Source organism: Streptomyces lydicus, assembly GCF_001729485.1.
Lineage (GTDB): Bacteria > Actinomycetota > Actinomycetes > Streptomycetales > Streptomycetaceae > Streptomyces > Streptomyces lydicus_D.
Window position 1 is genome coordinate 2,614,842 of the sequence record NZ_CP017157.1, and the last position, 20,119, is coordinate 2,634,960.

General features: G+C 70.2%; 17 protein-coding genes. 13 read left to right on the forward strand and 4 right to left on the reverse strand.

Going from position 1 to position 20,119, the window contains the following annotated elements:
- Positions 1-42 precede the first annotated feature (42 nt).
- Both SL103_RS11235 and SL103_RS11240 read left to right on the forward strand, forming a co-directional pair.
- Positions 43-1,650: an ABC transporter substrate-binding protein gene (locus SL103_RS11235; RefSeq protein WP_069568722.1), complete on the forward strand. Its 1,608-nt coding sequence runs from the start codon at positions 43-45 to the stop codon at positions 1,648-1,650.
- Positions 1,651-1,742: 92 nt separating this feature from the next.
- A complete protein-coding gene (locus tag SL103_RS11240; RefSeq protein ID WP_069568723.1) occupies positions 1,743-3,341 on the forward strand; it encodes an ABC transporter substrate-binding protein in 1,599 nt (532 codons plus the stop codon).
- A 110-nt stretch (positions 3,342-3,451) separates the two neighbouring features.
- On the opposite strand, the gene SL103_RS11245 is transcribed toward SL103_RS11240, so the two are convergent.
- Together SL103_RS11245 and SL103_RS11250 are read right to left on the reverse strand one after the other, a co-directional pair.
- The gene (locus SL103_RS11245; RefSeq protein WP_033269953.1) at positions 3,452-4,123 is read right to left on the reverse strand and encodes a response regulator; all 672 of its coding nucleotides are present in this window, start codon (positions 4,121-4,123) and stop codon (positions 3,452-3,454) included.
- A 41-nt stretch (positions 4,124-4,164) separates the two neighbouring features.
- On the reverse strand, positions 4,165-5,106 hold the full coding sequence (locus SL103_RS11250; protein WP_069568724.1) for a RecB family exonuclease: 942 nt from the start codon (positions 5,104-5,106) through the stop codon (positions 4,165-4,167).
- Between the two features lie 199 nt (positions 5,107-5,305).
- Here SL103_RS11250 and SL103_RS11255 point away from each other — a divergent pair, with 199 nt between their 5' ends.
- From SL103_RS11255 to SL103_RS11265, 3 genes are all read left to right on the forward strand, one after another.
- The gene (locus tag SL103_RS11255) at positions 5,306-6,565 is read left to right on the forward strand and encodes a site-2 protease family protein (RefSeq protein WP_069568725.1); all 1,260 of its coding nucleotides are present in this window, start codon (positions 5,306-5,308) and stop codon (positions 6,563-6,565) included.
- Positions 6,566-6,654: 89 nt separating this feature from the next.
- Positions 6,655-7,590 carry a tRNA (adenine-N1)-methyltransferase gene (locus SL103_RS11260; protein WP_069568726.1) on the forward strand — a complete coding sequence of 312 codons (936 nt, stop codon included), beginning with the start codon at positions 6,655-6,657 and terminating at the stop codon, positions 7,588-7,590.
- Between the two features lie 239 nt (positions 7,591-7,829).
- On the forward strand, positions 7,830-8,402 hold the full coding sequence (locus SL103_RS11265) for a hypothetical protein (protein ID WP_099055402.1): 573 nt from the start codon (positions 7,830-7,832) through the stop codon (positions 8,400-8,402).
- Positions 8,403-8,447: 45 nt separating this feature from the next.
- On the opposite strand, the gene SL103_RS11270 is transcribed toward SL103_RS11265, so the two are convergent.
- Positions 8,448-8,741, reverse strand: a complete 294-nt coding sequence (locus SL103_RS11270; protein ID WP_069568728.1) for a ferredoxin — start codon at positions 8,739-8,741, stop codon at positions 8,448-8,450.
- Between the two features lie 249 nt (positions 8,742-8,990).
- On the opposite strand from SL103_RS11270, the gene arc reads away from it, so the two are divergent.
- From arc to prcA, 5 genes are all read left to right on the forward strand, one after another.
- Entirely contained in the window at positions 8,991-10,757 is a 1,767-nt protein-coding gene (gene arc / locus SL103_RS11275) for a proteasome ATPase (RefSeq protein ID WP_069573617.1), read from the forward strand.
- Positions 10,758-11,034: 277 nt separating this feature from the next.
- Positions 11,035-12,546: a depupylase/deamidase Dop gene (dop, locus tag SL103_RS11280; RefSeq protein ID WP_347877840.1), complete on the forward strand. Its 1,512-nt coding sequence runs from the start codon at positions 11,035-11,037 to the stop codon at positions 12,544-12,546.
- Between the two features lie 190 nt (positions 12,547-12,736).
- Positions 12,737-12,955, forward strand: a complete 219-nt coding sequence (locus tag SL103_RS11285; RefSeq protein WP_033269961.1) for a ubiquitin-like protein Pup — start codon at positions 12,737-12,739, stop codon at positions 12,953-12,955.
- Between the two features lie 270 nt (positions 12,956-13,225).
- Positions 13,226-14,071 (forward strand): proteasome subunit beta, encoded by an 846-nt coding sequence (prcB, locus tag SL103_RS11290; RefSeq protein WP_069568730.1) that lies wholly within the window; start codon positions 13,226-13,228, stop codon positions 14,069-14,071.
- 63 nt (positions 14,072-14,134) lie between these two features.
- Positions 14,135-14,998 carry a proteasome subunit alpha gene (gene prcA, locus SL103_RS11295; RefSeq protein ID WP_069568731.1) on the forward strand — a complete coding sequence of 288 codons (864 nt, stop codon included), beginning with the start codon at positions 14,135-14,137 and terminating at the stop codon, positions 14,996-14,998.
- Between the two features lie 61 nt (positions 14,999-15,059).
- Here the strand turns inward: prcA and SL103_RS11300 are convergent, their stop codons facing one another.
- Complete coding sequence (locus SL103_RS11300; protein ID WP_069568732.1) at positions 15,060-16,169, reverse strand: LacI family DNA-binding transcriptional regulator; 1,110 nt, start codon at positions 16,167-16,169, stop codon at positions 15,060-15,062.
- Positions 16,170-16,289: 120 nt separating this feature from the next.
- Here SL103_RS11300 and SL103_RS11305 point away from each other — a divergent pair, with 120 nt between their 5' ends.
- The 3 genes from SL103_RS11305 (at position 16,290) to SL103_RS11315 (ending at position 20,079) form a co-directional block, all read left to right on the forward strand.
- A complete protein-coding gene (locus tag SL103_RS11305) occupies positions 16,290-17,549 on the forward strand; it encodes an MFS transporter (RefSeq protein ID WP_069568733.1) in 1,260 nt (419 codons plus the stop codon).
- A gap of 9 nt (positions 17,550-17,558) precedes the next feature.
- The gene (gene pafA / locus SL103_RS11310; RefSeq protein WP_069568734.1) at positions 17,559-18,920 is read left to right on the forward strand and encodes a Pup--protein ligase; all 1,362 of its coding nucleotides are present in this window, start codon (positions 17,559-17,561) and stop codon (positions 18,918-18,920) included.
- Positions 18,921-19,056: 136 nt separating this feature from the next.
- Positions 19,057-20,079, forward strand: coding sequence for an FKBP-type peptidyl-prolyl cis-trans isomerase (locus tag SL103_RS11315; RefSeq protein WP_079145693.1), 1,023 nt, complete (start codon positions 19,057-19,059; stop codon positions 20,077-20,079).
- Positions 20,080-20,119: the final 40 nt, after the last annotated feature.

The window sequence follows — 20,119 nt, forward strand, 5'->3', positions numbered from 1 at the left end:
GACGCGAGCAACACCTCTGCGCTGATAAGGAACCTGCCGACGATGAATCGCAAGACCCTGGTGCTGCCGGCGCTGGCCGGTCTCCTTGCCCCCGTGCTCGCTGCCTGTGGCAGCTCGGACGGCGCGGGCGACGGCGGCGATCCCATCGTCGTGGGGGTGGCCACCCACATCGAGGCCACCAAGGCGGCGCCCGCCCCGCTGGACCCGTCCCAGGCGTACGACGTCGACGCGTGGAACGTCCTGCGGGCCACGCTCCAGACGCTGATGCGGCTGCCGCGCAGCGGGACCGCGCCGGTGCCGGACGCGGCCGAGTCGTGCGGGTTCCGCGACACCCAGAACGAGCAGTACCGCTGCACCCTGCGCAGCGGCCTGAAGTTCTCGAACGGCCACGCCCTGACGGCACAGGACGTCAAGTTCTCCATCGAGCGCATGAAGACCATCAACAACACCAACGGCCCGGTGTCGCTGCTCGACGACATCGACAAGGTCGAGACGCCCAGCGACACCGAGGTGGTCTTCCACCTCAGCAAGCCGGACGCCACCTTCCCGCAGAAGCTCACCACGCCCGCCGCGTCCATCGTGGACTCCCAGGTGTACCCCAAGGGCCGTCTGTACAACGGCTTCGACGTGGTCGGCTCCGGCCCGTACACCGTCAAGACCGAGCGCAGCGGCAACCGCATCACCAAGGCGGTCTTCACCAAGAACCCCGACTACAAGGGCGGGGAGAAGACGCACAACGACAAGATCGAGATGCGCTTCTTCGACGACTCCGACGCCGTGGAGAAGGCGCTGCGCAAGGGCGACGTCGACCTGATGAACCGTGGCCTGGCGCCCGATCAGGTCAAGGGCCTGGAGAACGCGCGCAACAACCACATCGCCCTGCAGGAGATGCCCGGCCAGGAGATCCGCTACCTGGCCTTCAACACCAAGGACCCGGCCGTCTCCAACAAGGCCGTGCGGCAGGCGATGGCGCAGATCATCAACCGCTCGGACCTGGTGCGCAACGTCTACTCCTACACCGGCGACCCGCTCTTCTCGATGGTCCCCACCGGCCTGACCGGCCACATCAACTCGTTCTTCAACAAGTACGGGAACCCCAGCGCCGCGGCCGCCCGCAAGACGCTCCAGGCCGCGAACATCACCACCCCGGTGAAGTTCACCCTCTCCTACACCACGAACCACTACGGCTCCAGCACGGCCAAGGAGGTCCGCGCGGTGCAGAGCCAGCTCAACGCGACCAAGCTCTTCGACGTGAGCCTCAAGGGCGTGCCCAGCTGGCAGCAGTACCGCGACGACTCCCTCGCCGGCAAGTACACCGTCTACAACATGGGATGGTTCCCCGACATCCCGGACGCCGACAACTACATCGCGCCGTTCATCGGCAAGCAGAACTTCCTCGGCTCCCCGTACCGGAACGGCAAGATCGAGTCGCAGCTCATCCCGTCCAGCCGCCAGCAGTCCGACCGCAACGCCGCGGCCGCCGACTTCAAGCAGGCGCAGGACATCATCGCCGACGACGTGCCGCTCCTCCCGCTGTGGCAGGGCAAGCAGTACGTCGCCGCCCGCGACGACATCACCGGCGTCGAGTGGGCCCTCAACTCCTCGTCGGGGCTGCAGATCTGGGAGCTCGGCCGCGGCGTCGCCGACTGAGCGCGCACAACCACCACGCCACACATCTCCACACCGCCGCGGCGTTCCCACCGCGGCCCGACAGGCACCACCCAGATCGTGAGGACCGTTCAGTGAGGAAGCGTGACCAGTGGCTGGCCGCCCCGATCGGAGCGGGGCTGACCACAGCCCTGCTCGCGGTCGCCGGGTGCGGCACGGACGACTCGGGAGCGGCCGGCCGCGGTGAGCCCGTGGTCATGGGAATGACGGACAAGGTCGTGGCCACCGACCCCGCAGCCGGATACGACCCCGGGTCCTGGCTGCTGTTCAACAACGTCTTCCAGTCGCTGTTGAGCTTCCCCAAGGGCGGCACCACCCCCGAGCCGGAGGCCGCCAAGAGCTGCTCGTTCACCGACGCCGACAGCAAGGTCTACCGCTGCACGCTCAAGCCCGGCCTGACCTTCAGCAACGGTGACGCGCTGACCTCGAAGGACGTCAAGTTCTCCTTCGACCGCACGCAGCGCATCAAGGACAAGAACGGCCCCTCGGTGATGTTCTCCGCGCTGGAGAACGTCGAGACGCCGGACGCCAAGACCGTGGTCTTCCACCTGAAGACGCCGGACGCCACCTTCCCCATGAAGATCGCCTCGGGCGCCGGCTCCATCGTCGACCACACCCAGTACCCCGCCGACCGGCTGCGCGCCGACGGCAAGGCCACCGGCTCCGGCGTCTACACGCTCAAGGAGTACGGCACCGACCGGGCCGTCTTCGCCGTCAACGACAGCTACAAGGGCCCCGCCAAGGTCAAGAACTCCGGCATGACCGTGAAGTTCTTCCACAGCAGCGACAAGCTCAAGAAGGCCGTCGAGGGCGGCGACGTCGACCTGGCCTACCGTGGTCTGTCCATGAAGGACATCGCCCACCTCGACAACGCCTCGCTGCGCCAGCAGCACGGCACCCAGGTCATCGAGGGCGGCAGCGCCGAGGTCATGCACCTGGTCTTCAACCTCAAGGACCCGGTCGCCGGCAAGCTGGGCGTCCGCAAGGCGATCGCCTACCTCCTGGACCGCTCCACCCTCGTCCGGGACGTCTACGAGCGCACCGCCGAACCGCTGTACTCGGTCGTTCCCGCCGGCATCACCGGCCACAACACCGCCTTCTTCAACACCTACGGCGACCGCCCGCAGCCCGACAAGGCGAAGCAGGCGCTGCGCTCCGCGGGCTTCGAGGGCAAGGTGCCGCTGACGCTGTGGGCCACCCCCGACCGGTTCGGCCCGGGCACCGTCCCGGCCTTCCAGGAGATCGCCCAACAGCTCAACGCCAGCGGCCTGTTCGACGCCAAGGTGCGCTCGGTGCCCACCGAGGAGTACGACAAGGGCGTGTCCGGCGGCCGGTTCGGCGTGTACGTCAAGGGCTGGGTCCCCGACTACCCGGACCCCGACAACTTCACCCAGCCGTTCTTCGGCAAGGACAGCGTGCTGTCCAACCACTACACCTCGCCGGCCATCACCGGCCGGCTGCTGCCCAAGACGGCCGACGAGCAGGACCGCGGCGCCACCAAGGCCGCCTTCCGGGAGCTGCAGGACATCGTCGCCAAGGACGTGCCGGTCATCCCGATCTGGCAGGGCAAGCAGTACGCGGTGGCCCGCGACGGCGTCTCCGGTCTGGAATGGACGCTGGACTCCTCGACCGTCTTCCGGTTCTGGGAGATCAGCAAGGCGGCCGACGCCTGACGGACGGCGCACACACGGCGGCGGGGCCGGCCCGGGAGATCTCCCGGGCCGGCCCCGCCGCCGTGTGCCGTGGGTGCGTGCGTACGGGCCGCTGTGGGCGCCGCAGGGCGCTACTGGGCCCCCGGCCGCACCAGGCCGCTCTCGTAGGCGTACACCGCCGCCTGCACCCGGTCGCGCAGCCCCAGCTTCGTCAGGACGTGGCCCACATGCGTCTTGACCGTCGTCTCGCTGACGAACAGGTCCGCGGCGATCTCCGCGTTCGACAGTCCGCGCGCCACCAGCTTGAGCACCTCCACCTCGCGCTCGGTGAGGGTGTGCAGGGTGTCCGGCACCGCCTCCTCGCCCGACGGCAGGTGCCCGGCGTACTTGTCCAGCAGCCGGCGGGTGATGCTCGGCGCCAGCATCGCCTCGCCGGCCGCCACCACCCGGATCGCCTGCACCAGCTCGTTGGCCGGCGCGTCCTTCAGCAGGAAGCCGCTGGCCCCCGCCCGCAGCGCCTCGACGACGTACTCGTCCAGGTCGAAGGTCGTCAGCACCAGCACCTTCGCCGGCCCGTCCTTGGCCGGACCGGTGATCTGCCGGGTCGCCTCCACCCCGTCCATCCGCGGCATGCGGATGTCCATCAGCACCACATCGGGCTGCAGCGCCCGCACCTGCTCCAGCGCCTGCAGGCCGTCACCGGCCTCCCCGACGACGGCCAGGTCCTGCTCCGCCTCCAGAATCATCCGGAATCCCGTACGCAGCAGGGGCTGGTCGTCGACCAGCAGGACGCGGATGGCCACGAGCTCTCCTTCGTTACGCCCGTTCGATACGCCCGGACAGGCTAGATCGCCTCCATTCTGCCCTGCGGGGCCCCACCGGCATCCGCCGGGCGCGGCTCCAGCGGATACACCGGGGGAGTGCCGCCGAATTCCGGACAGTGCGCCTGGTGGTCGCACCAGCCGCACAGCTTCGTCGGCCGCGGCCGCCAGTCACCGGTCTCGGTCGCCAGCCGGATCGCCTCCCACAGCGCCAGCAACTTCCGCTCCACGGCCCGCAGATCGGCCTCGCCCGGGTCGTACGTCAGCACATCGCCGCTGCCCAGATACACCAGCTGCAGCCGCCTCGGCACCACACCGCGCAGCCGCCACACCACCAGGGCGTAGAACTTCATCTGGAACAGCGCGCCCTCGGCGAACTGCGGCCGCGGCGCCTTGCCGGTCTTGTAGTCGACGATCCGCACCTCACCGGTCGGCGCGACGTCCACCCGGTCGATGAAGCCGCGCAGCTGCAGCCCCGACTCCAGCACCGTCTCCACGTACAGTTCGCGGTCCGCCGGCTCCAGCCGCGTCGGGTCCTCCAGCGAGAACCACCGCTCCACCAGCGCCTCGGCCTCCGCCAGCCACGTCGCCAGCCGCTCGCCGTCCGCGTCCCCGGCGAACAGCTCGGCCAGCTCGGGCCGCTTGGCCAGCAGCTTCTCCCACTCGCCCGGCACCATCGCGCGCGCCCCGGCCGCCGTACGCTCCGCCGCCGGCGCGTCGAAGAGCCGCTCCAGCACCGCGTGCACGACCGTGCCCCGGGTCGCCGCCGCACTCGGCTTCTCCGGCAGCCTGTCGATCACCCGGAAGCGGTAAAGCAGCGGGCACTGCATGAAATCGCTCGCCCGCGACGGCGAGAGCGCCACCGGCGGACGCGCCCGCACCCCCTCGCCCGGTCCCGCCCCGGCGGCCTCCGCGCCGTCCCCGCCCTGCGCGGCCGCCCCGTCCTGCTCCGTGCTCCATCCCATGGCACAAAACCCTACGGCCCGCCACTGACACGCGCGGACGGATGACGGAGGGCGCACGCAGCGTAAGGGCCCCGCAGCGGAAGCGGCCCCGACGCTCCGCATACCATCGACGCCGGACCCCTTCGCCCTGCATGATCGAGATATCAGGCCGAGCAGGGGCGAATGCCGTATGCCGTATCCGATGAGGGGACGCCACACCGTGGACGACAGCGGGAAGCCGCAGGACCCCGAGGAGTCCGCGCGGCACCGGCCGCCCGGGCAGACCGAGGAGCCCGGCGGGCCCAAGGCGCCCCCGCCCGGCAGGAAGGGCAGCGGGGGCGGCATCCTGATGGGCCGTCCCTTCGGCGTGCCCGTCTACGTCGCCCCCAGCTGGTTCCTGGTCGCCGCCCTGATCACCTGGGTCTTCGGCGGCCAACTGGAGCGCGTGCTGCCCGAGCTCGGCGCCGCCCGCTACCTCGTCTCGCTCTTCTTCGCGGTGGCCTTCTACGCCTCGGTGCTGGTCCACGAACTGGCCCACACCGTCGCCGCGCTCCGCTTCAAGCTCCCCGTGCGCCGCATCCAGCTGCAGTTCTTCGGCGGCGTCTCGGAGATAGAGAAGGAGACCGAGACCCCCGGCCGGGAGTTCGTCCTGGCCTTCGTCGGCCCGCTGCTGTCCCTCGTGCTCGCCGGTGTCTTCTACGCCGGGATGCAGCTGGTCGAACCCGGTACGGTCCCCGGCGTCCTGCTCGCCGGCCTGATGATCTCCAACCTCATCGTCGCGGTCTTCAACCTGCTGCCCGGTCTCCCGCTGGACGGCGGCCGGATGCTGCGCGCCGTCGTGTGGAAGATCACCGGCCGGCCGATGAGCGGCACCGTCGCCGCCGCCTGGGTCGGCCGCGCGCTCGCCGTCACCGTCCTGATCGGCCTGCCGCTGCTCACCCACACCGGAGCGCTCGGCAACGCCCGCCCGGAGATCGGCGGCGCGGACTCGCTCACCGACGCCCTGCTCGCCGCGATCCTCGCCGCCATCATCTGGACCGGCGCCGGCAACAGCCTGCGCATGGCCCGGCTGCGCGAGCGCCTGCCCGACCTCACCGCACGCACCCTGACCCGGCGCGCCGTCCCCGTCGAGACCGCCACCCCGCTCTCCGAGGCGCTGCGCCGCGCCAACGACGCCGGCGCCCGCGCCCTGGTCGTCGTCGACCCCCAGGGCGCGCCGACCGCCCTCGTGCGGGAGGCCGCCATCGCCGGTGTCCCCGACCACCGCCGCCCCTGGGTCCCGGTGGGCACCCTCGCCCAGGACCTCAAGGAGGGCATGCGGGTCCCGGCCGAACTCGCCGGCGAGGACCTGCTCGAATACCTCCGCGCCACCCCCGCCACCGAATACCTCGTCGTCGAGGACACCGGCGCCATCTACGGCGTCCTGTCCACCGCCGACGTCGAGCGTGCCTTCGTCTCCGCCATGGCACGGACCAACTAGCGGGGCGCGGGCGCCTCCGGGGCGCGCGCCGCGGCCCGGCCCGGACCCGGCTGGTCGGCGGCGCCCCGGCGGGCCGGTAGGCTGGTCACATGTCCGAACCGACCGGTGCCGCCCGCCGTCGCGGGCCCTTCAAGGTCGGGGACCAGGTCCAGCTCACCGACCCCAAGGGACGCCACTACACCTTCACGCTCGAAGAGGGCAAGAGCTTCCACACCCACAAGGGAGCCTTCCCCCACGACGAGCTGATCGGTGCTCCCGAGGGCAGCGTTGTCCGTACCACCGGGAACGTCGCCTACCTCGCGCTGCGCCCGCTGCTCCCCGACTACGTCCTGTCCATGCCCCGCGGCGCCGCCGTGGTCTACCCCAAGGACGCGGGGCAGATCCTGGCGATGGCCGACATCTTCCCCGGCGCCCGCGTCGTCGAGGCCGGTGTGGGCTCCGGCTCGCTCAGCAGCTTCCTGCTGCGCGCCATCGGCGACGACGGCATGCTGCACTCCTACGAGCGCCGCGCCGACTTCGCCGAGATCGCCACGCAGAACGTGGAGCGCTACTTCGGCGGCCCGCACCCCGCCTGGACGCTCACCGTCGGCGACCTCCAGGACAACCTCTCCGACACCGACGTCGACCGCGTCATCCTCGACATGCTCGCCCCCTGGGAGTGCCTGGAGGCCGTCTCCAAGGCCCTGGTCCCCGGCGGCATCCTCTGCGCCTACGTCGCGACGACCACGCAGCTGGCCCGCACCGTCGAGGCGATCCGCGAGCACGGCACGTTCAACGAGCCGTCGGCCTGGGAGACCATGGTCCGCACCTGGCACGTCGAGGGCCTCGCCGTCCGCCCCGACCACCGCATGATCGGCCACACCGGCTTCCTGCTCACCGCCCGCCGCCTCGCGGACGGCGTGGAGCCCCCGCTGCGCCGCCGCCGCCCGGCGAAGGGCGCGTACGGCGAGGACTACACCGGACCGGGCGGACGGGACAAGGCGGAGTCCGGCAAGGACCCGGCAGCGGCCTCCGGGCGCGACTGACGGTCCCTTCCCAGGGCCCGGTCCGGCCGGCCGGATCCGGCCATCGAACCCCCAGGCGCCGCCGACGAGTTCCCGCAGCGGGAACCGCCGGCGGCGCCGTTGCGTTCCGCCCTCAGGATCTGCACGTTTCCGCACCGAAAACTCCGGTCCAGCCGGTTCCTTGCGCCCTGCTCCTGTGGAACGATGCTGGGCACTCCCACCGGCACAGCACTTCACAGGAGTTACCCCGCGTGCAGCCCATGGCAGGCCAGGACCTCTTGCACACCCAGCCGCGCCCCATGCACTGGCTCGCCACCGCCACCGCCCTCTCGGCGGTCGTCGCGGCCGCGTCCTTCGTCCAGCCCCCCGACGCCACCGCCACGACCTCCCACGGCGTCAGGGCCGCCCGGCCCGCCGCGGCGCCCGACCCCGCACGGGTGAGCTTTCCGGTCAACTGCGGACCCAACCGCCTCGACGTGGTGCAGAAGGTCCCCGGCGACCTCGACGGCGACGGGACGACCGAGACCGTCGCGGTGGTCCGCTGCCACAGTGAGACCGGCACCCCGCCCAGCGGGGTCTACGTCCTGGCCGGGCCCACGGACGGCAAGGCGGCGCCCCGGATCGTGGCGACACTCCTCGCACCCGCCCGGCAGCTCAGCGTCCGGAAGCTCACCGTCGGGAACGGCGTGATCTCCGCGGGTCTCCTGGGCTACTCCACCCTCGACGTGCCGCGCTGCTGCCCGGACGTGCACAAGGACGTCAAGTGGCAATGGAAGGGCGGGAAGTTCGTCCAGAGCGAACTTCCCGCCGCGATGGGCACCCAGCGTGCCTGACCGGTCACCCGAGGTCCCCGACGGGAGCGTTCCGCTCCCGGGGGGCTACTCGGCGTCCGGGCCGTAGACCTCGACGAGGTCCCTGACCCGGCGGACGTGGATGCAGTCCCCGGGGCACTCCTTGGCCGAGTCCCTGACGTCGTCGAGCAGCTTCAGCGGGACGGGCGTTGTGGCCCCCTTGTCCTGCAGCAGCTCGTCGTCCGCGCTCTTGACGTACGCCAGGCCGTCGATGTCGAGCTCGAAGACCTCCGGCGCGTACTGGGCGCAGATGCCGTCCCCGGTGCACAGATCCTGGTCGATCCAGACTTCCAGCTCCGGGGCATCGTCCTGTGCGGTCATCTCGCCTGCCGTTCCTGCGTACGTGAATCGTTTTTGTCTAAGTGGCGCCAGCCCTGACGGGTGTTGACCGACTCGACGATACAACCGCTCGCTTTCCGATGTTGATGGGTGGGTATTCCCTTGGCGTGAGGACGTGCGCAAGGGTGAAGATCGGACACACCCCGACAGTCTTTTCGATCTAGGGGTTTCAACCTGCACCGGCCCAGGTAGGGTCAGGAAGCGTCCAGCTCCTTGGAGGAGGTGAGGACCGTGGCAGCCCACGACGACGACATCAACCGCGGCATCCGGCCGGGGCGGGGGTCTGAAGATCCCGCCGGCCAGGTTGCCTATCTCGAGCAGGAGATCGCCGTCCTGCGACGCAAGCTCGCCGACTCTCCGCGGCACACGAGGATTCTCGAAGAGCGGATCGTCGAGCTGCAGACCAACCTGGCCGGCGTCTCGGCGCAGAACGAGCGTCTCGCCAATACTCTCCGCGAGGCCCGTGACCAGATCGTCGCCCTCAAGGAAGAGGTCGACCGGCTCGCGCAGCCGCCGGCCGGCTTCGGCGTCTTCCTGCAGGCGAACGAGGACGACACGGTCGACATTTTCACCGGGGGCCGCAAGCTCCGGGTGAACGTCAGCCCGAGCGTGGAGACGGAGGACCTCCGGCGCGGCCAGGAGGTCATGCTCAACGAAGCGCTCAACGTGGTCGAGGCCATGGAGTTCGAGAGCGCCGGGGACATCGTCACCCTCAAGGAGATCCTTGAGGACGGCGAGCGCGCCCTGGTCATCGGGCACACCGACGAGGAGCGGGTGGTGAGGCTCGCCGAGCCGCTGCTGGACACCACCATCCGCCCCGGCGACGCCCTGCTCCTGGAACCCCGCTCCGGCTACGTCTACGAAGTCATCCCGAAGAGCGAGGTCGAGGAACTCGTCCTCGAAGAGGTCCCGGACATCGACTACACCAAGATCGGCGGTCTGGGCGGCCAGATCGAACTGATCCGGGACGCGGTCGAGCTTCCGTACCTCTACCCCGACCTCTTCAAGGAGCACGAACTCCGCCCGCCCAAGGGCGTCTTGCTCTACGGCCCGCCCGGCTGCGGCAAGACCCTCATCGCCAAGGCGGTCGCCAACTCCCTTGCCAAGAAGGTCGCCGAGGTGACCGGGCAGCCCGCGGGGAAGAGCTTCTTCCTCAACATCAAGGGCCCCGAGCTGCTCAACAAGTACGTCGGTGAGACGGAGCGGCACATCCGGCTGGTCTTCCAGCGCGCCAGGGAGAAGGCCAGCGAGGGCACTCCCGTCATCGTCTTCTTCGACGAGATGGACTCCCTCTTCCGCACCCGTGGATCCGGCGTCAGCTCGGACGTGGAGAACACCATCGTCCCCCAGCTGCTGTCGGAGATCGACGGCGTCGAGGGCCTCGAGAACGTGATCGTGATCGGTGCCTCGAACCGCGAGGACATGATCGACCCGGCGATCCTGCGCCCCGGCCGGCTCGACGTGAAGATCAAGATCGAGCGTCCGGACGCGGAGGCCGCGAAGGACATCTTCTCGAAGTACCTCACGGAGAATCTCCCGCTGCACGCCGACGACCTCGCCGAGCACGACGAATCGCGCAAGGCCGCGGTCAGCGGAATGATTCAGTCCGTGGTCGAGCAGATGTACGCGGAATCCGAGGAGAATCGCTTCCTGGAGGTCACCTACGCCAATGGTGACAAGGAAGTCCTCTACTTCAAGGACTTCAACTCCGGTGCGATGATCGAAAACATCGTAGGACGCGCAAAGAAGATGGCCATCAAAGCCTTCCTCGAACACAATCAGAAAGGTCTGCGGGTCTCCCATCTCCTGCAGGCGTGCGTGGACGAGTTCAAGGAGAACGAGGACCTGCCCAACACCACCAACCCGGACGACTGGGCCCGGATCTCCGGAAAGAAGGGCGAGCGGATCGTGTACATCCGCACCCTGGTCACCGGAAAGCAGGGCGCCGACACCGGTCGCTCCATCGATACGGTGGCGAATACCGGCCAATACCTGTAACACCGCTCTCCGGCTGCGGATGTCCTGCACGGGGCGTCCGCAGCCGGACGCTTTTCCGGGAGACTCCGGAAGAGGTCCCCTAAAGGGCGCGATGGACCAGGGAAAACCGGACTGGAGCAATGACTGTAATGATCTCCCCAGCGCCGCCAAGGCGTTCTAGGCTCGTCGGTACCGCTGCGTCACGCTGTGCGGGCGTGGGGCACGCGCACGGACCGGAAGCACAGCGGTACTTGAGCGCCGACCCCATCCGGGGGCGTCGCCGGGCAAGGAGGGCCGCATGACCGTACGGCGAGTAATGGGAATCGAGACGGAGTACGGGATCTCCGTCCCCGGCCACCCGAACGCCAATGCCATGCTCACCTCATCCCAGGTGGTCAACGCCTACGCGGCCGCGATGCACCGGGCACGCCGTGCCCGCTGGGATTTCGAGGAGGAGAACCCGCTGCGGGACGCCCGCGGCTTCGATCTCGCGCGGGAGAACGCCGACGCCAGCCAGCTCACCGACGAGGACATCGGCCTGGCGAACGTGATCCTCACCAATGGCGCCCGGCTCTACGTGGACCATGCGCACCCCGAATACAGCGCCCCCGAGGTCACCAACCCCCGCGACGCCGTCCTGTGGGACAAGGCCGGCGAGCGGATCATGGCCGAGGCCGCCGAGCGGGCCGCCCAGGTGCCCGGCGCCCAGCCCATCCACCTCTACAAGAACAACACGGACAACAAGGGCGCCTCCTACGGCACGCACGAGAACTACCTGATGAAGCGGGAGACCCCGTTCTCGGACATCGTGCGGCACCTGACGCCGTTCTTCGTCTCCCGCCAGGTGGTCACCGGCGCCGGCCGGGTCGGTATCGGCCAGGACGGGCACGAGCACGGCTTCCAGATCAGCCAGCGCGCCGACTACTTCGAGGTGGAGGTCGGGCTGGAGACGACCCTCAAGCGCCCCATCATCAACACCCGCGACGAACCGCACGCGGACGCGGAGAAGTACCGCCGGCTCCACGTGATCATCGGCGACGCGAACCTTTCCGAGATCTCGACGTACCTGAAGCTGGGCACCACCTCCCTGGTGCTCTCCATGATCGAGGACGGCTTCATCGCCGTCGACCTGGCCGTCGAGCAGCCCGTGCGGACCCTCCACCGGGTCTCGCACGACCCCTCCCTGCAGCATCTGATCACGCTCCGCAGCGGCCGCTCACTCACCGCCGTGCAGCTCCAGATGGAGTACTTCGAGCTGGCCCGCAAATACGTCGAGGACCGCTACGGCGCGGATGCGGACGAGCAGACCAAGGACGTGCTGACCCGGTGGGAGGACGTCCTCGGCCGGCTGGAGAACGACCCGATGAGTCTGTCCGGCGAGCTGGACTGGGTCGCCAAGCGGGAGCTCATGGAGGGCTACCGCCGCCGGGACGGCCTGGACTGGGACGCGGCCCGGCTCCACCTCATCGACCTGCAGTACGCCGACGTGCGCCCCGAGAAGGGCCTGTACAACCGCCTGGCGGCCCGCGGGAAGATGAAGCGGCTCCTGGACGAGTCCGAGGTCCGGCGGGCCCAGCAGAAGCCCCCTGAGGACACCAGGGCGTATTTCCGCGGCCGCTGCCTGGAGCAGTACGCCGACGACGTGGCGGCCGCCTCGTGGGATTCGGTCATCTTCGACCTGCCCGGCCGTGACTCCCTGCAACGGGTCCCCACGCTGGAGCCGCTGCGCGGGACGCGGAAACACGTCAAGGAGCTCCTGGACCGCTGCCGCACCGCGGAGGAGCTGGTGAGGACGCTCTCCGGGCGCTGAACAACGGCAGGTGCACGACAGAAATCTTTCGGCGAGCACGGCCGATCCGCGCCTGAAATTGTCGCGGTGCGGGAATCATCGAGGTGACTCCCGGGCGTTGCAGCAACTGCAGGGCCGATGTCGGACCCTGCTTGTAGGGTCGGATCTTGAAGGTCACATCGAGCGGGGCGAACCGAGCGGGGTGAGGGATATGGCGACCAAGGACAGCGGCGGCGGACAGGCCAAGGCCACGCGTTCCACGGAAGAGGTCGAGGAACAGGCCCAGGACGCGCAGGCCACGGACGACCTCAAGGAACGCCAGGAAAAGTTGTCGGACGACGTGGATTCGGTGCTGGACGAGATCGACGACGTCCTGGAGGAGAACGCCGAGGACTTCGTCCGCTCGTTCGTGCAAAAGGGCGGGCAGTAGGACCGGAAGCGGGCGCGGCCCGACCCCTGCCGGCCGGAGTGCTGTGCGTGGCGCCTCTCGGCGCCGCGCACGGTCTCCGGCCGGTGTGCCCAGGGCCGTCGGGCGCCGGCCGGCCGGTGTGTCCGAGCCGGGCCCGGGCATGTGGATCACGCCCGGGAGACGGGTAGGGTCCCGGTCGTACGGTGCTTCAGCTGCAACGCAGCCTCTTGAGCCAATTCAAGGATCGGCCGGACGCCTTGGGCGGGCGGCCGAGTATCCGGAAGGAAACGTGTGGAAGCCAACACTCGTAGCACCGGGCGTCTGCCAGCTGCCTTCCTGACGCCTGGATCCTCGTCGTTCATGGATTTCCTCGGGGCGCACTCGCCTGATCTGCTGCCGGGCAACCGCCCGTTGCCGCCGGTGCAGGGCGCCGTCGAGGCGCCGCACGGCACGACGATCGTGGCCACGACGTTCCCCGGCGGCGTGGTGCTCGCCGGTGACCGCCGGGCGACGATGGGCAATGTCATCGCACAGCGCGACATCGAGAAGGTCTTCCCGGCCGACGAGTACAGCGCGGTCGGTATCGCCGGCACCGCCGGCCTCGCCGTCGAGATGGTCAAGCTCTTCCAGCTGGAGCTGGAGCACTTCGAGAAGGTCGAAGGCGCCCAACTCTCCCTGGAGGGCAAGGCGAACCGGCTCTCGACGATGATCCGCAGCAACCTCGGGATGGCCATGCAGGGCCTGGCCGTGGTGCCGCTGTTCGCCGGCTTCGACCTCGACCGCGAGAAGGGCCGGATCTTCTCGTACGACGTGACCGGCGGGCGCTCGGAGGAGCACGGTTTCGCGGCGACGGGTTCCGGTTCGGTCTTCGCGCGCAGCGCGCTGAAGAAGCTCTACCGCGAGGACTTCACCGAGGAACAGGCCGCCACCGCCGTGGTCCAGGCGCTCTACGACGCCGCCGACGACGACTCGGCGACGGGAGGCCCCGACATGGCGCGGCGCATCTACCCGATCGTCACGGTGATCACCGACGAGGGCTTCAAGAGGCTGACCGACGCCGAGGTCTCGGAGATCGCCCGTGCCGTCCACGAGCGCCGCCTCGAACAGCCCGACGGCCCGCGCGCCGCGCTGCTCTGACGGGACGGATGTTCCGCAATGCCGCCAGTGAGAGAGCTTTTGACAGGAAGGGACGGATAGCCGGTGTCGACGCCGTTCTATGTCTCACCCCAGCAGGCCATGGCCGACCGTGCCGAGTACGCCCGCAAGGGCATCGCGCGTGGCCGCAGCGTCGTGGTGCTGCAGTACACCGACGGCGTGGTCTTCGTCGCCGAGAATCCCTCCCGCGCCCTGCACAAGGTCAGCGAGATCTATGACCGGATCGCCTTCGCGGCGGTCGGCAAATACAACGAGTTCGAGAACCTCCGGATCGGCGGCGTGCGCTACGCCGACCTGCGGGGCTACACCTACGACCGCGAGGACGTGACCGCACGCGGCCTGGCGAACGTCTACGCCCAGACCCTCGGCACGATCTTCTCCAGCGCCGCCGAGAAGCCGTACGAGGTCGAGCTGATCGTCGCCGAGGTCGGCAGCGCCCCGGAGGACGACCAGATCTACCGCCTGCCGCACGACGGCTCGATCGTCGACGAGCACGGCTCGGTGGCCGTGGGCGGCAACGCGGACCAGATCAGCAGCTATCTCGACCAGCGTCACCGCGACGGCATGACGCTGTCCGAGGCGCTGAAGCTGGCCGTGGAGTCGCTCTCGCGGGACAACAACGGCGGGGAGCGCACGCTGACGGCCGAGCAGCTGGAGGTCGCGACGCTGGACCGTACGCGGCCGCAGCAGCGCAAGTTCAAGCGCATCCTGGGCCGTCAGCTGTCCCGCCTGCTGGAGGAGAACGGCGCCGCGGGCGCCGAGGAGCCGGCGGCGGACGCGGAGGCCGGCGCCGGCACGTCCGGGGCCCCGGCCGAGGGCGCCGGCGGCAAGGGTTCCGGCGGTGCCAAGGGCTCCGGCGGCAAGGGAGCCAAGGGCAAGGACGACACCGAGGGCGAGCCGCCGCTGTGAGGCACAGCTCGCACTGACGTATCGCGTCCGGGCCGCTGCCCGTACCGCGCGCCCCGGTGGGTCATCGCCCGCCGGGGCGCGCGGCGTTCTCCGGGGCGTCGGCCGGCGGGGCGGTGGAGCCCCTGGTCACCAGCTCCACCGGCAGGGTGGGCGCCTGGGCCGGTCGGCCGTCGAGCGCCGCCATCAGGGCCCGCATGCCGGCCTCGCCGAACTCCTCGGCGGGCAGCCGTACGGTCGTCAGCTCCGGCTCCACGGCGACGGCGAGCGCGAGGTCGTCGAAGCCGGTGACCGAGACGTCCTCGGGGACCCGCAGGCCCAGCCGGCGTACGGCCTTGCAGGCGCCCGCGGCGATGATGTCGTCGTCGCAGAGCAGCGCGGTCGGGCGGGGGCCGGGGCCGGTCAGCGCGGTGTGCGCGGCGCGCAGCCCGGCGTCGACGCCGAGGGCGGCGGGCAGGCGGCGCAGCCGGACGCCGGGGACCCGGGAGAGGGCCTCCCGGACGGCGCGGGCGCGTACCTCGAACGTCCAGGAGCGGACGTCGGCGGCGAGGTGGGTGATGCGCCGGTGGCCGAGCGCGGCCAGATGGCCGGTCAACTGCCGCACGCCGTCGGCGATGTCGAGGTTGACGGTGGCGGTGGCGCGGTCGTCGTCGGGGTCGCTGTCGAGCATGACCAGGGGCAGGTCGGCGGCGCGCAGCGGGGTGAGGGCCTCGGCCGCCATGGAGGAGGCGATCACTCCGTCGAGGGTGGCGGCCGCGGAGTCGAAGGGGTCGCGGGCCGGGCCGATGCCCTCGGGGGAGGGGTAGAGGACGACGCCGAAGCCGTGCTCGGCGGCGACCCGGGCCGCGCCGGTGTAGACCCGGGCGAAGAACTCGGTGGTGAGGGCGGGGACGACGAGGAGCACGGTTCGGGTGCGGCCCATGCGCAGGCTGCGCGCGGCGAGGTTGGGGCGGTAGCCCAGCTCGCGGGCGGCGGCGCGGACCGCCTCGGCCTTGCCGGGGGAGACCCGGCCGCGCCATTTGTCGCCGAGCACGAGGGAGACCGCGGCCTGGGAGACCCCGGCGGCGCGCGCCACGTCCCGGCTGGTGATCCGGTCGGCGGCCGGCCTGCCGGGGGTCGCGGGGTCCGCGGCCCCGGTGGAGCCGGGGGGCGTCGTGGCCTCGTTGCTGCTCACCGGGTGATGCTCTCCTCGTTTCGGTCGCCGCGGGTGGACCGCGGGTTGCCGTCATGGTACGTATAACGTCGGAAGTTATACGTAACACGTCGGGCTCGGCCCGGACGGAAAGGGGCAGGGATGGCCGCCGGATACGCGGAGCTGCTCAGGACCCGGCACGCCGCCCGGCTGCTGGCCGGGACGCTGGTCGGCAGGCTGCCGAACGCCACCGCGGCGCTGGCGGTGGTCCTGTTCGTCCGCGCCGAGGGCGGCAGCTACGCGCTGGCCGGCGCGCTCTCGGCCGTCTACGGCCTCTGCACGGCCATCGGCCAGCCGCTGCTCGGCCGGGCCGTGGACCTGTACGGGCAGCCGCGGGTGATGCTGCCCGCCGCGGTGCTCTCCGCCCTGGGGATGACGCTGCTGGCCGTCGTCGGCCTGGACGTGCTGTGGCTGTCCTACGCCGCCATGGTGGTCGCCGGATTCTTCACCCCGCCCCTGGAGGGCGGGCTGCGGGCGCTGTGGCCGGGGGTGCTCCGGCGCGCCGACCAGGTGCACGCGGCCTACGCGCTGGACGCGGTCGCCCAGGAAGTCATGTTCGCGGTCGGGCCGTTGCTGGTGACGCTGTGCGTGGCGGTCGGGTCGGCGGGCGCGGCCCTGATCGTGATCAACGCGGTCGGGGTGCTCGGCGCGCTCTCCGTCGTCGTCTCCGAGCCGTCCCGGCGGTGGCGCAGCGGGCCGCGCGAGGCGCACTGGCTGGGCGCCCTGCGCTCCGCCGGGCTGCTGGTGCTGATCGGCGCGTTCTTCTTCGTGGGCCTCGCGCTGGGCTCGATAGCGGTCGCCGCGGTGGCGTACGCGGACGGGCACGGCGGCGGGATGATCTCCAGCTGGCTGCTCTCCGCGCTCGGGGTCGGCGCGCTGGCCGGCGGCATCGTCTACGGGGCGCGCACCTGGCCGGGGCTGCCGGAGGGCCGGCTGCGGCTGCTCGTCGGGCTGCTGGCGCTGGGCTATCTGCCGCTGGCGCTGGTGCCCGGGCCGGTGGGGATGACGGTGCTGACCGGCGTCGCGGGGGTGTTCCTGGCGCCGGCGCTGGCCTGCGCGTTCGTGGTCGTGGACCGGCACGCCCCCAAGGGCACGGTGACGGAGGCGTTTTCGTGGCTGGTGACGACGTTCGGCGTCGGATCGGCGGTGGGCGCGTCGGTGGCCGGGCCGGCGGTGGAGGGCGGTGGAGCGGCGGCCGGATTCGCGGTGGCCGGCGTGGGCGGCCTCGCCGCACTGCTGGTCCTTTTGTCGACGAAGCGATTTCTCGGTGAGCCCGTACGGCGCACGGCGGGTGCGGCCCCGGCGGAAAATGATCGAAACGGGGCTGTCGAACCCGGTTTCAGAGCAGGCCATCAGGCGTAATGTTCAGTCATGGACCGCCGCATTTTCGGGCTGGAGAACGAGTACGGCGTCACGTGCACGTTCAGGGGACAGCGCCGACTGTCGCCTGACGAAGTGGCGCGGTACCTCTTCCGCCGTGTCGTGTCATGGGGCCGCAGCAGCAATGTCTTCCTGCGGAACGGTGCCCGCCTGTACTTGGACGTGGGTTCGCACCCGGAATACGCAACTCCCGAGTGCGACAACGTGACCGAGCTGGTCACCCACGACAAGGCCGGTGAGCGCATTCTCGAGGGTCTGCTCGTCGACGCCGAGCGCCGCCTGCACGAGGAGGGAATCGCGGGCGACGTCTATCTCTTCAAGAACAACACCGATTCGGCGGGAAACTCCTACGGTTGCCACGAGAATTACCTCGTTGCGCGGCACGGCGAGTTCTCCCGGCTCGCGGACATCCTCATTCCGTTCCTCGTCACCCGTCAGCTGCTGTGCGGCGCGGGCAAGGTGCTGCAGACTCCGCGCGGCGCCGTCTACTGCGTCAGCCAGCGCGCCGAGCACATCTGGGAGGGCGTCTCCTCGGCGACCACCCGGTCCCGTCCCATCATCAACACCCGCGACGAACCGCACGCGGACGCCGAGCGCTACCGCCGGCTGCACGTCATCGTCGGCGACTCGAACATGTCCGAGACGACCATGATGCTCAAGGTCGGCGCCACGGACCTCGTCCTGCGCATGATCGAGGCGGGCACGGTGATGCGCGACCTGACCCTGGAGAACCCGATCCGGGCGATCCGCGAGGTCAGCCACGACATCACCGGGCAGCGCAAGGTGCGGCTGGCCAGCGGCCGGGAAGCCTCGGCGCTGGAGGTCCAGCAGGAGTACTACGAAAAGGCCGTGGACTTCTGCGACCGCCGCGGCATCCGTACGGGCCTCGTCGAGCGGGTCCTGGAGCTGTGGGGGCGCACCCTGGAGGCGATCCGGGACGAGCAGCTCGACCGCATCTCGACCGAGATCGACTGGGTGATGAAACATCAGCTCATCGAGCGGTACCGCACAAAGAACAACATCACCATGTCCCACCCACGAGTGGCGCAGATAGACCTCGCCTATCACGACATTCACCGCCGCCGGGGGCTTTACTACCTCCTGGAGCGGAAGGGGCAAGCGGCCCGGATCTGCAACGACTTGAAGATCTTCGAGGGCAAATCGGTGCCGCCGCAGACCACTCGGGCGCGGCTGCGCGGCGACTTCATCCGCCGGGCCCAGGAGCAGCGCCGTGATTTCACGGTCGACTGGGTCCACCTCAAGCTGAATGACCAGGCGCAGCGCACGGTCCTGTGCAAGGACCCGTTCCGTTCGGTGGACGACCGGGTGGAGAAGCTGATCGCCGGAATGTGACCCGCGGGGAATGCGGAGGGTGTGCCGGGAGTGACTCGCTCCCGGCACATCGCCGTGTTGTACCGGGGAAGGTCCACAGGGACAGGTCGTAGAGTGGCGGGCATTGCCCACCACCCCACGAGCCCGAGTTGGACTGATGCTGAATCTCTCCGGGGCACGACCCCACCCCCGCTCGTTCACGAAAAGCACCCGTCGCGCCGCCGCGGCCGCGCTGACCGTGCCCCTTCTGCTGCTCTCCGCCGCCTGCGGGTCCGACGACGGCAAGGGCTCGGCGGGCGAGGCGGTCGTCAAGGTCGAGGGCAAGGCGGGGGCGCAGCCCAAGATCACGGTGCCCAAGGGCGCCAAGCCGTCCGACACGGCCGTCACCAAGACCCTCGTGCAGGGCAAGGGCGCGACCGTCAAGAAGGGCGATCTGGTCCGGCTGGACTTCGCGGCCCAGACCATGAAGGGCCAGAACCTCGGCAGCAGCTGGACGCCGCAGCCCGGCGCGAAGCCGGGTGCGCCGCGTGCCCAGGTCGTCACCGAGGTCACCGACCAGATGACCCAGCAGCAGCTGCCGCCGAAGGTGCTGTCCGCGGCCGCCGGGCAGAAGGTCGGCAGCCGGTTCGAGGTCGAGGGCACCGCCAAGGCGCTGATCGGCGAGGGCCTCAACCCGCAGTCCGGGATCAAGCCGGGGGACGGCCTGGTCTGGGTCGTCGACGTGGTCGGCGCGCAGAAGGTCGACAAGAAGGCCAAGGCCGAGGGGAAGCAGGCGTCGCCGGAGAGCGGCATGCCCGAGGTGACGGCGGCCGACGAGAAGGCCGCGCAGATCACCGTCCCCAAGGGGGAGAAGGCCCCCAAGGGCCTCAAGCAGCAGGTCCTGATCAAGGGCAAGGGACCCGAGGTCAAGGCCGGCGACGGGCTGATCGCTCAGTACACCGGCGTGAAGTGGGAGGACGGCAAGAAGTTCGACTCCTCCTGGGACCACGGCGGCGCGACGGCGTTCCAGATCGGTACCGGGCAGGTCGTCCAGGGCTGGGACAAGGCACTGGTCGGCAAGCACGTCGGTGACCGGGTGGAGATCGTGATCCCGCCGAAGCTGGCCTACGGCACGAGCCCGCAGCACCAGCTGGCCAAGAACACCCTGGTCTTCTCGGTCGACATCGTCGGCACGGTCTGACCTGCGGCCTCGGCGAGATCTGCGAGACTGGCCCGGTAAT

Excerpts from the sequence above, each read along its gene's own strand:
- SL103_RS11235 (WP_069568722.1), top strand. The coding sequence starts at position 43 with ATGAATCGCAAGACCCTGGTGCTGCCGGCGCTGGCCGGTCTCCTTGCC.
- SL103_RS11250 (WP_069568724.1), bottom strand. The coding sequence starts at position 5,106 with ATGGGATGGAGCACGGAGCAGGACGGGGCGGCCGCGCAGGGCGGGGAC.
- SL103_RS11260 (WP_069568726.1), top strand. The coding sequence starts at position 6,655 with ATGTCCGAACCGACCGGTGCCGCCCGCCGTCGCGGGCCCTTCAAGGTC.
- SL103_RS11265 (WP_099055402.1), top strand. The coding sequence starts at position 7,830 with ATGGCAGGCCAGGACCTCTTGCACACCCAGCCGCGCCCCATGCACTGG.
- SL103_RS11270 (WP_069568728.1), bottom strand. The coding sequence starts at position 8,741 with ATGACCGCACAGGACGATGCCCCGGAGCTGGAAGTCTGGATCGACCAG.
- dop (WP_347877840.1), top strand. The coding sequence starts at position 11,035 with ATGACCGTACGGCGAGTAATGGGAATCGAGACGGAGTACGGGATCTCC.
- SL103_RS11285 (WP_033269961.1), top strand. The coding sequence starts at position 12,737 with ATGGCGACCAAGGACAGCGGCGGCGGACAGGCCAAGGCCACGCGTTCC.
- SL103_RS11305 (WP_069568733.1), top strand. The coding sequence starts at position 16,290 with ATGGCCGCCGGATACGCGGAGCTGCTCAGGACCCGGCACGCCGCCCGG.
- pafA (WP_069568734.1), top strand. The coding sequence starts at position 17,559 with ATGGACCGCCGCATTTTCGGGCTGGAGAACGAGTACGGCGTCACGTGC.
- SL103_RS11315 (WP_079145693.1), top strand. The coding sequence starts at position 19,057 with ATGCTGAATCTCTCCGGGGCACGACCCCACCCCCGCTCGTTCACGAAA.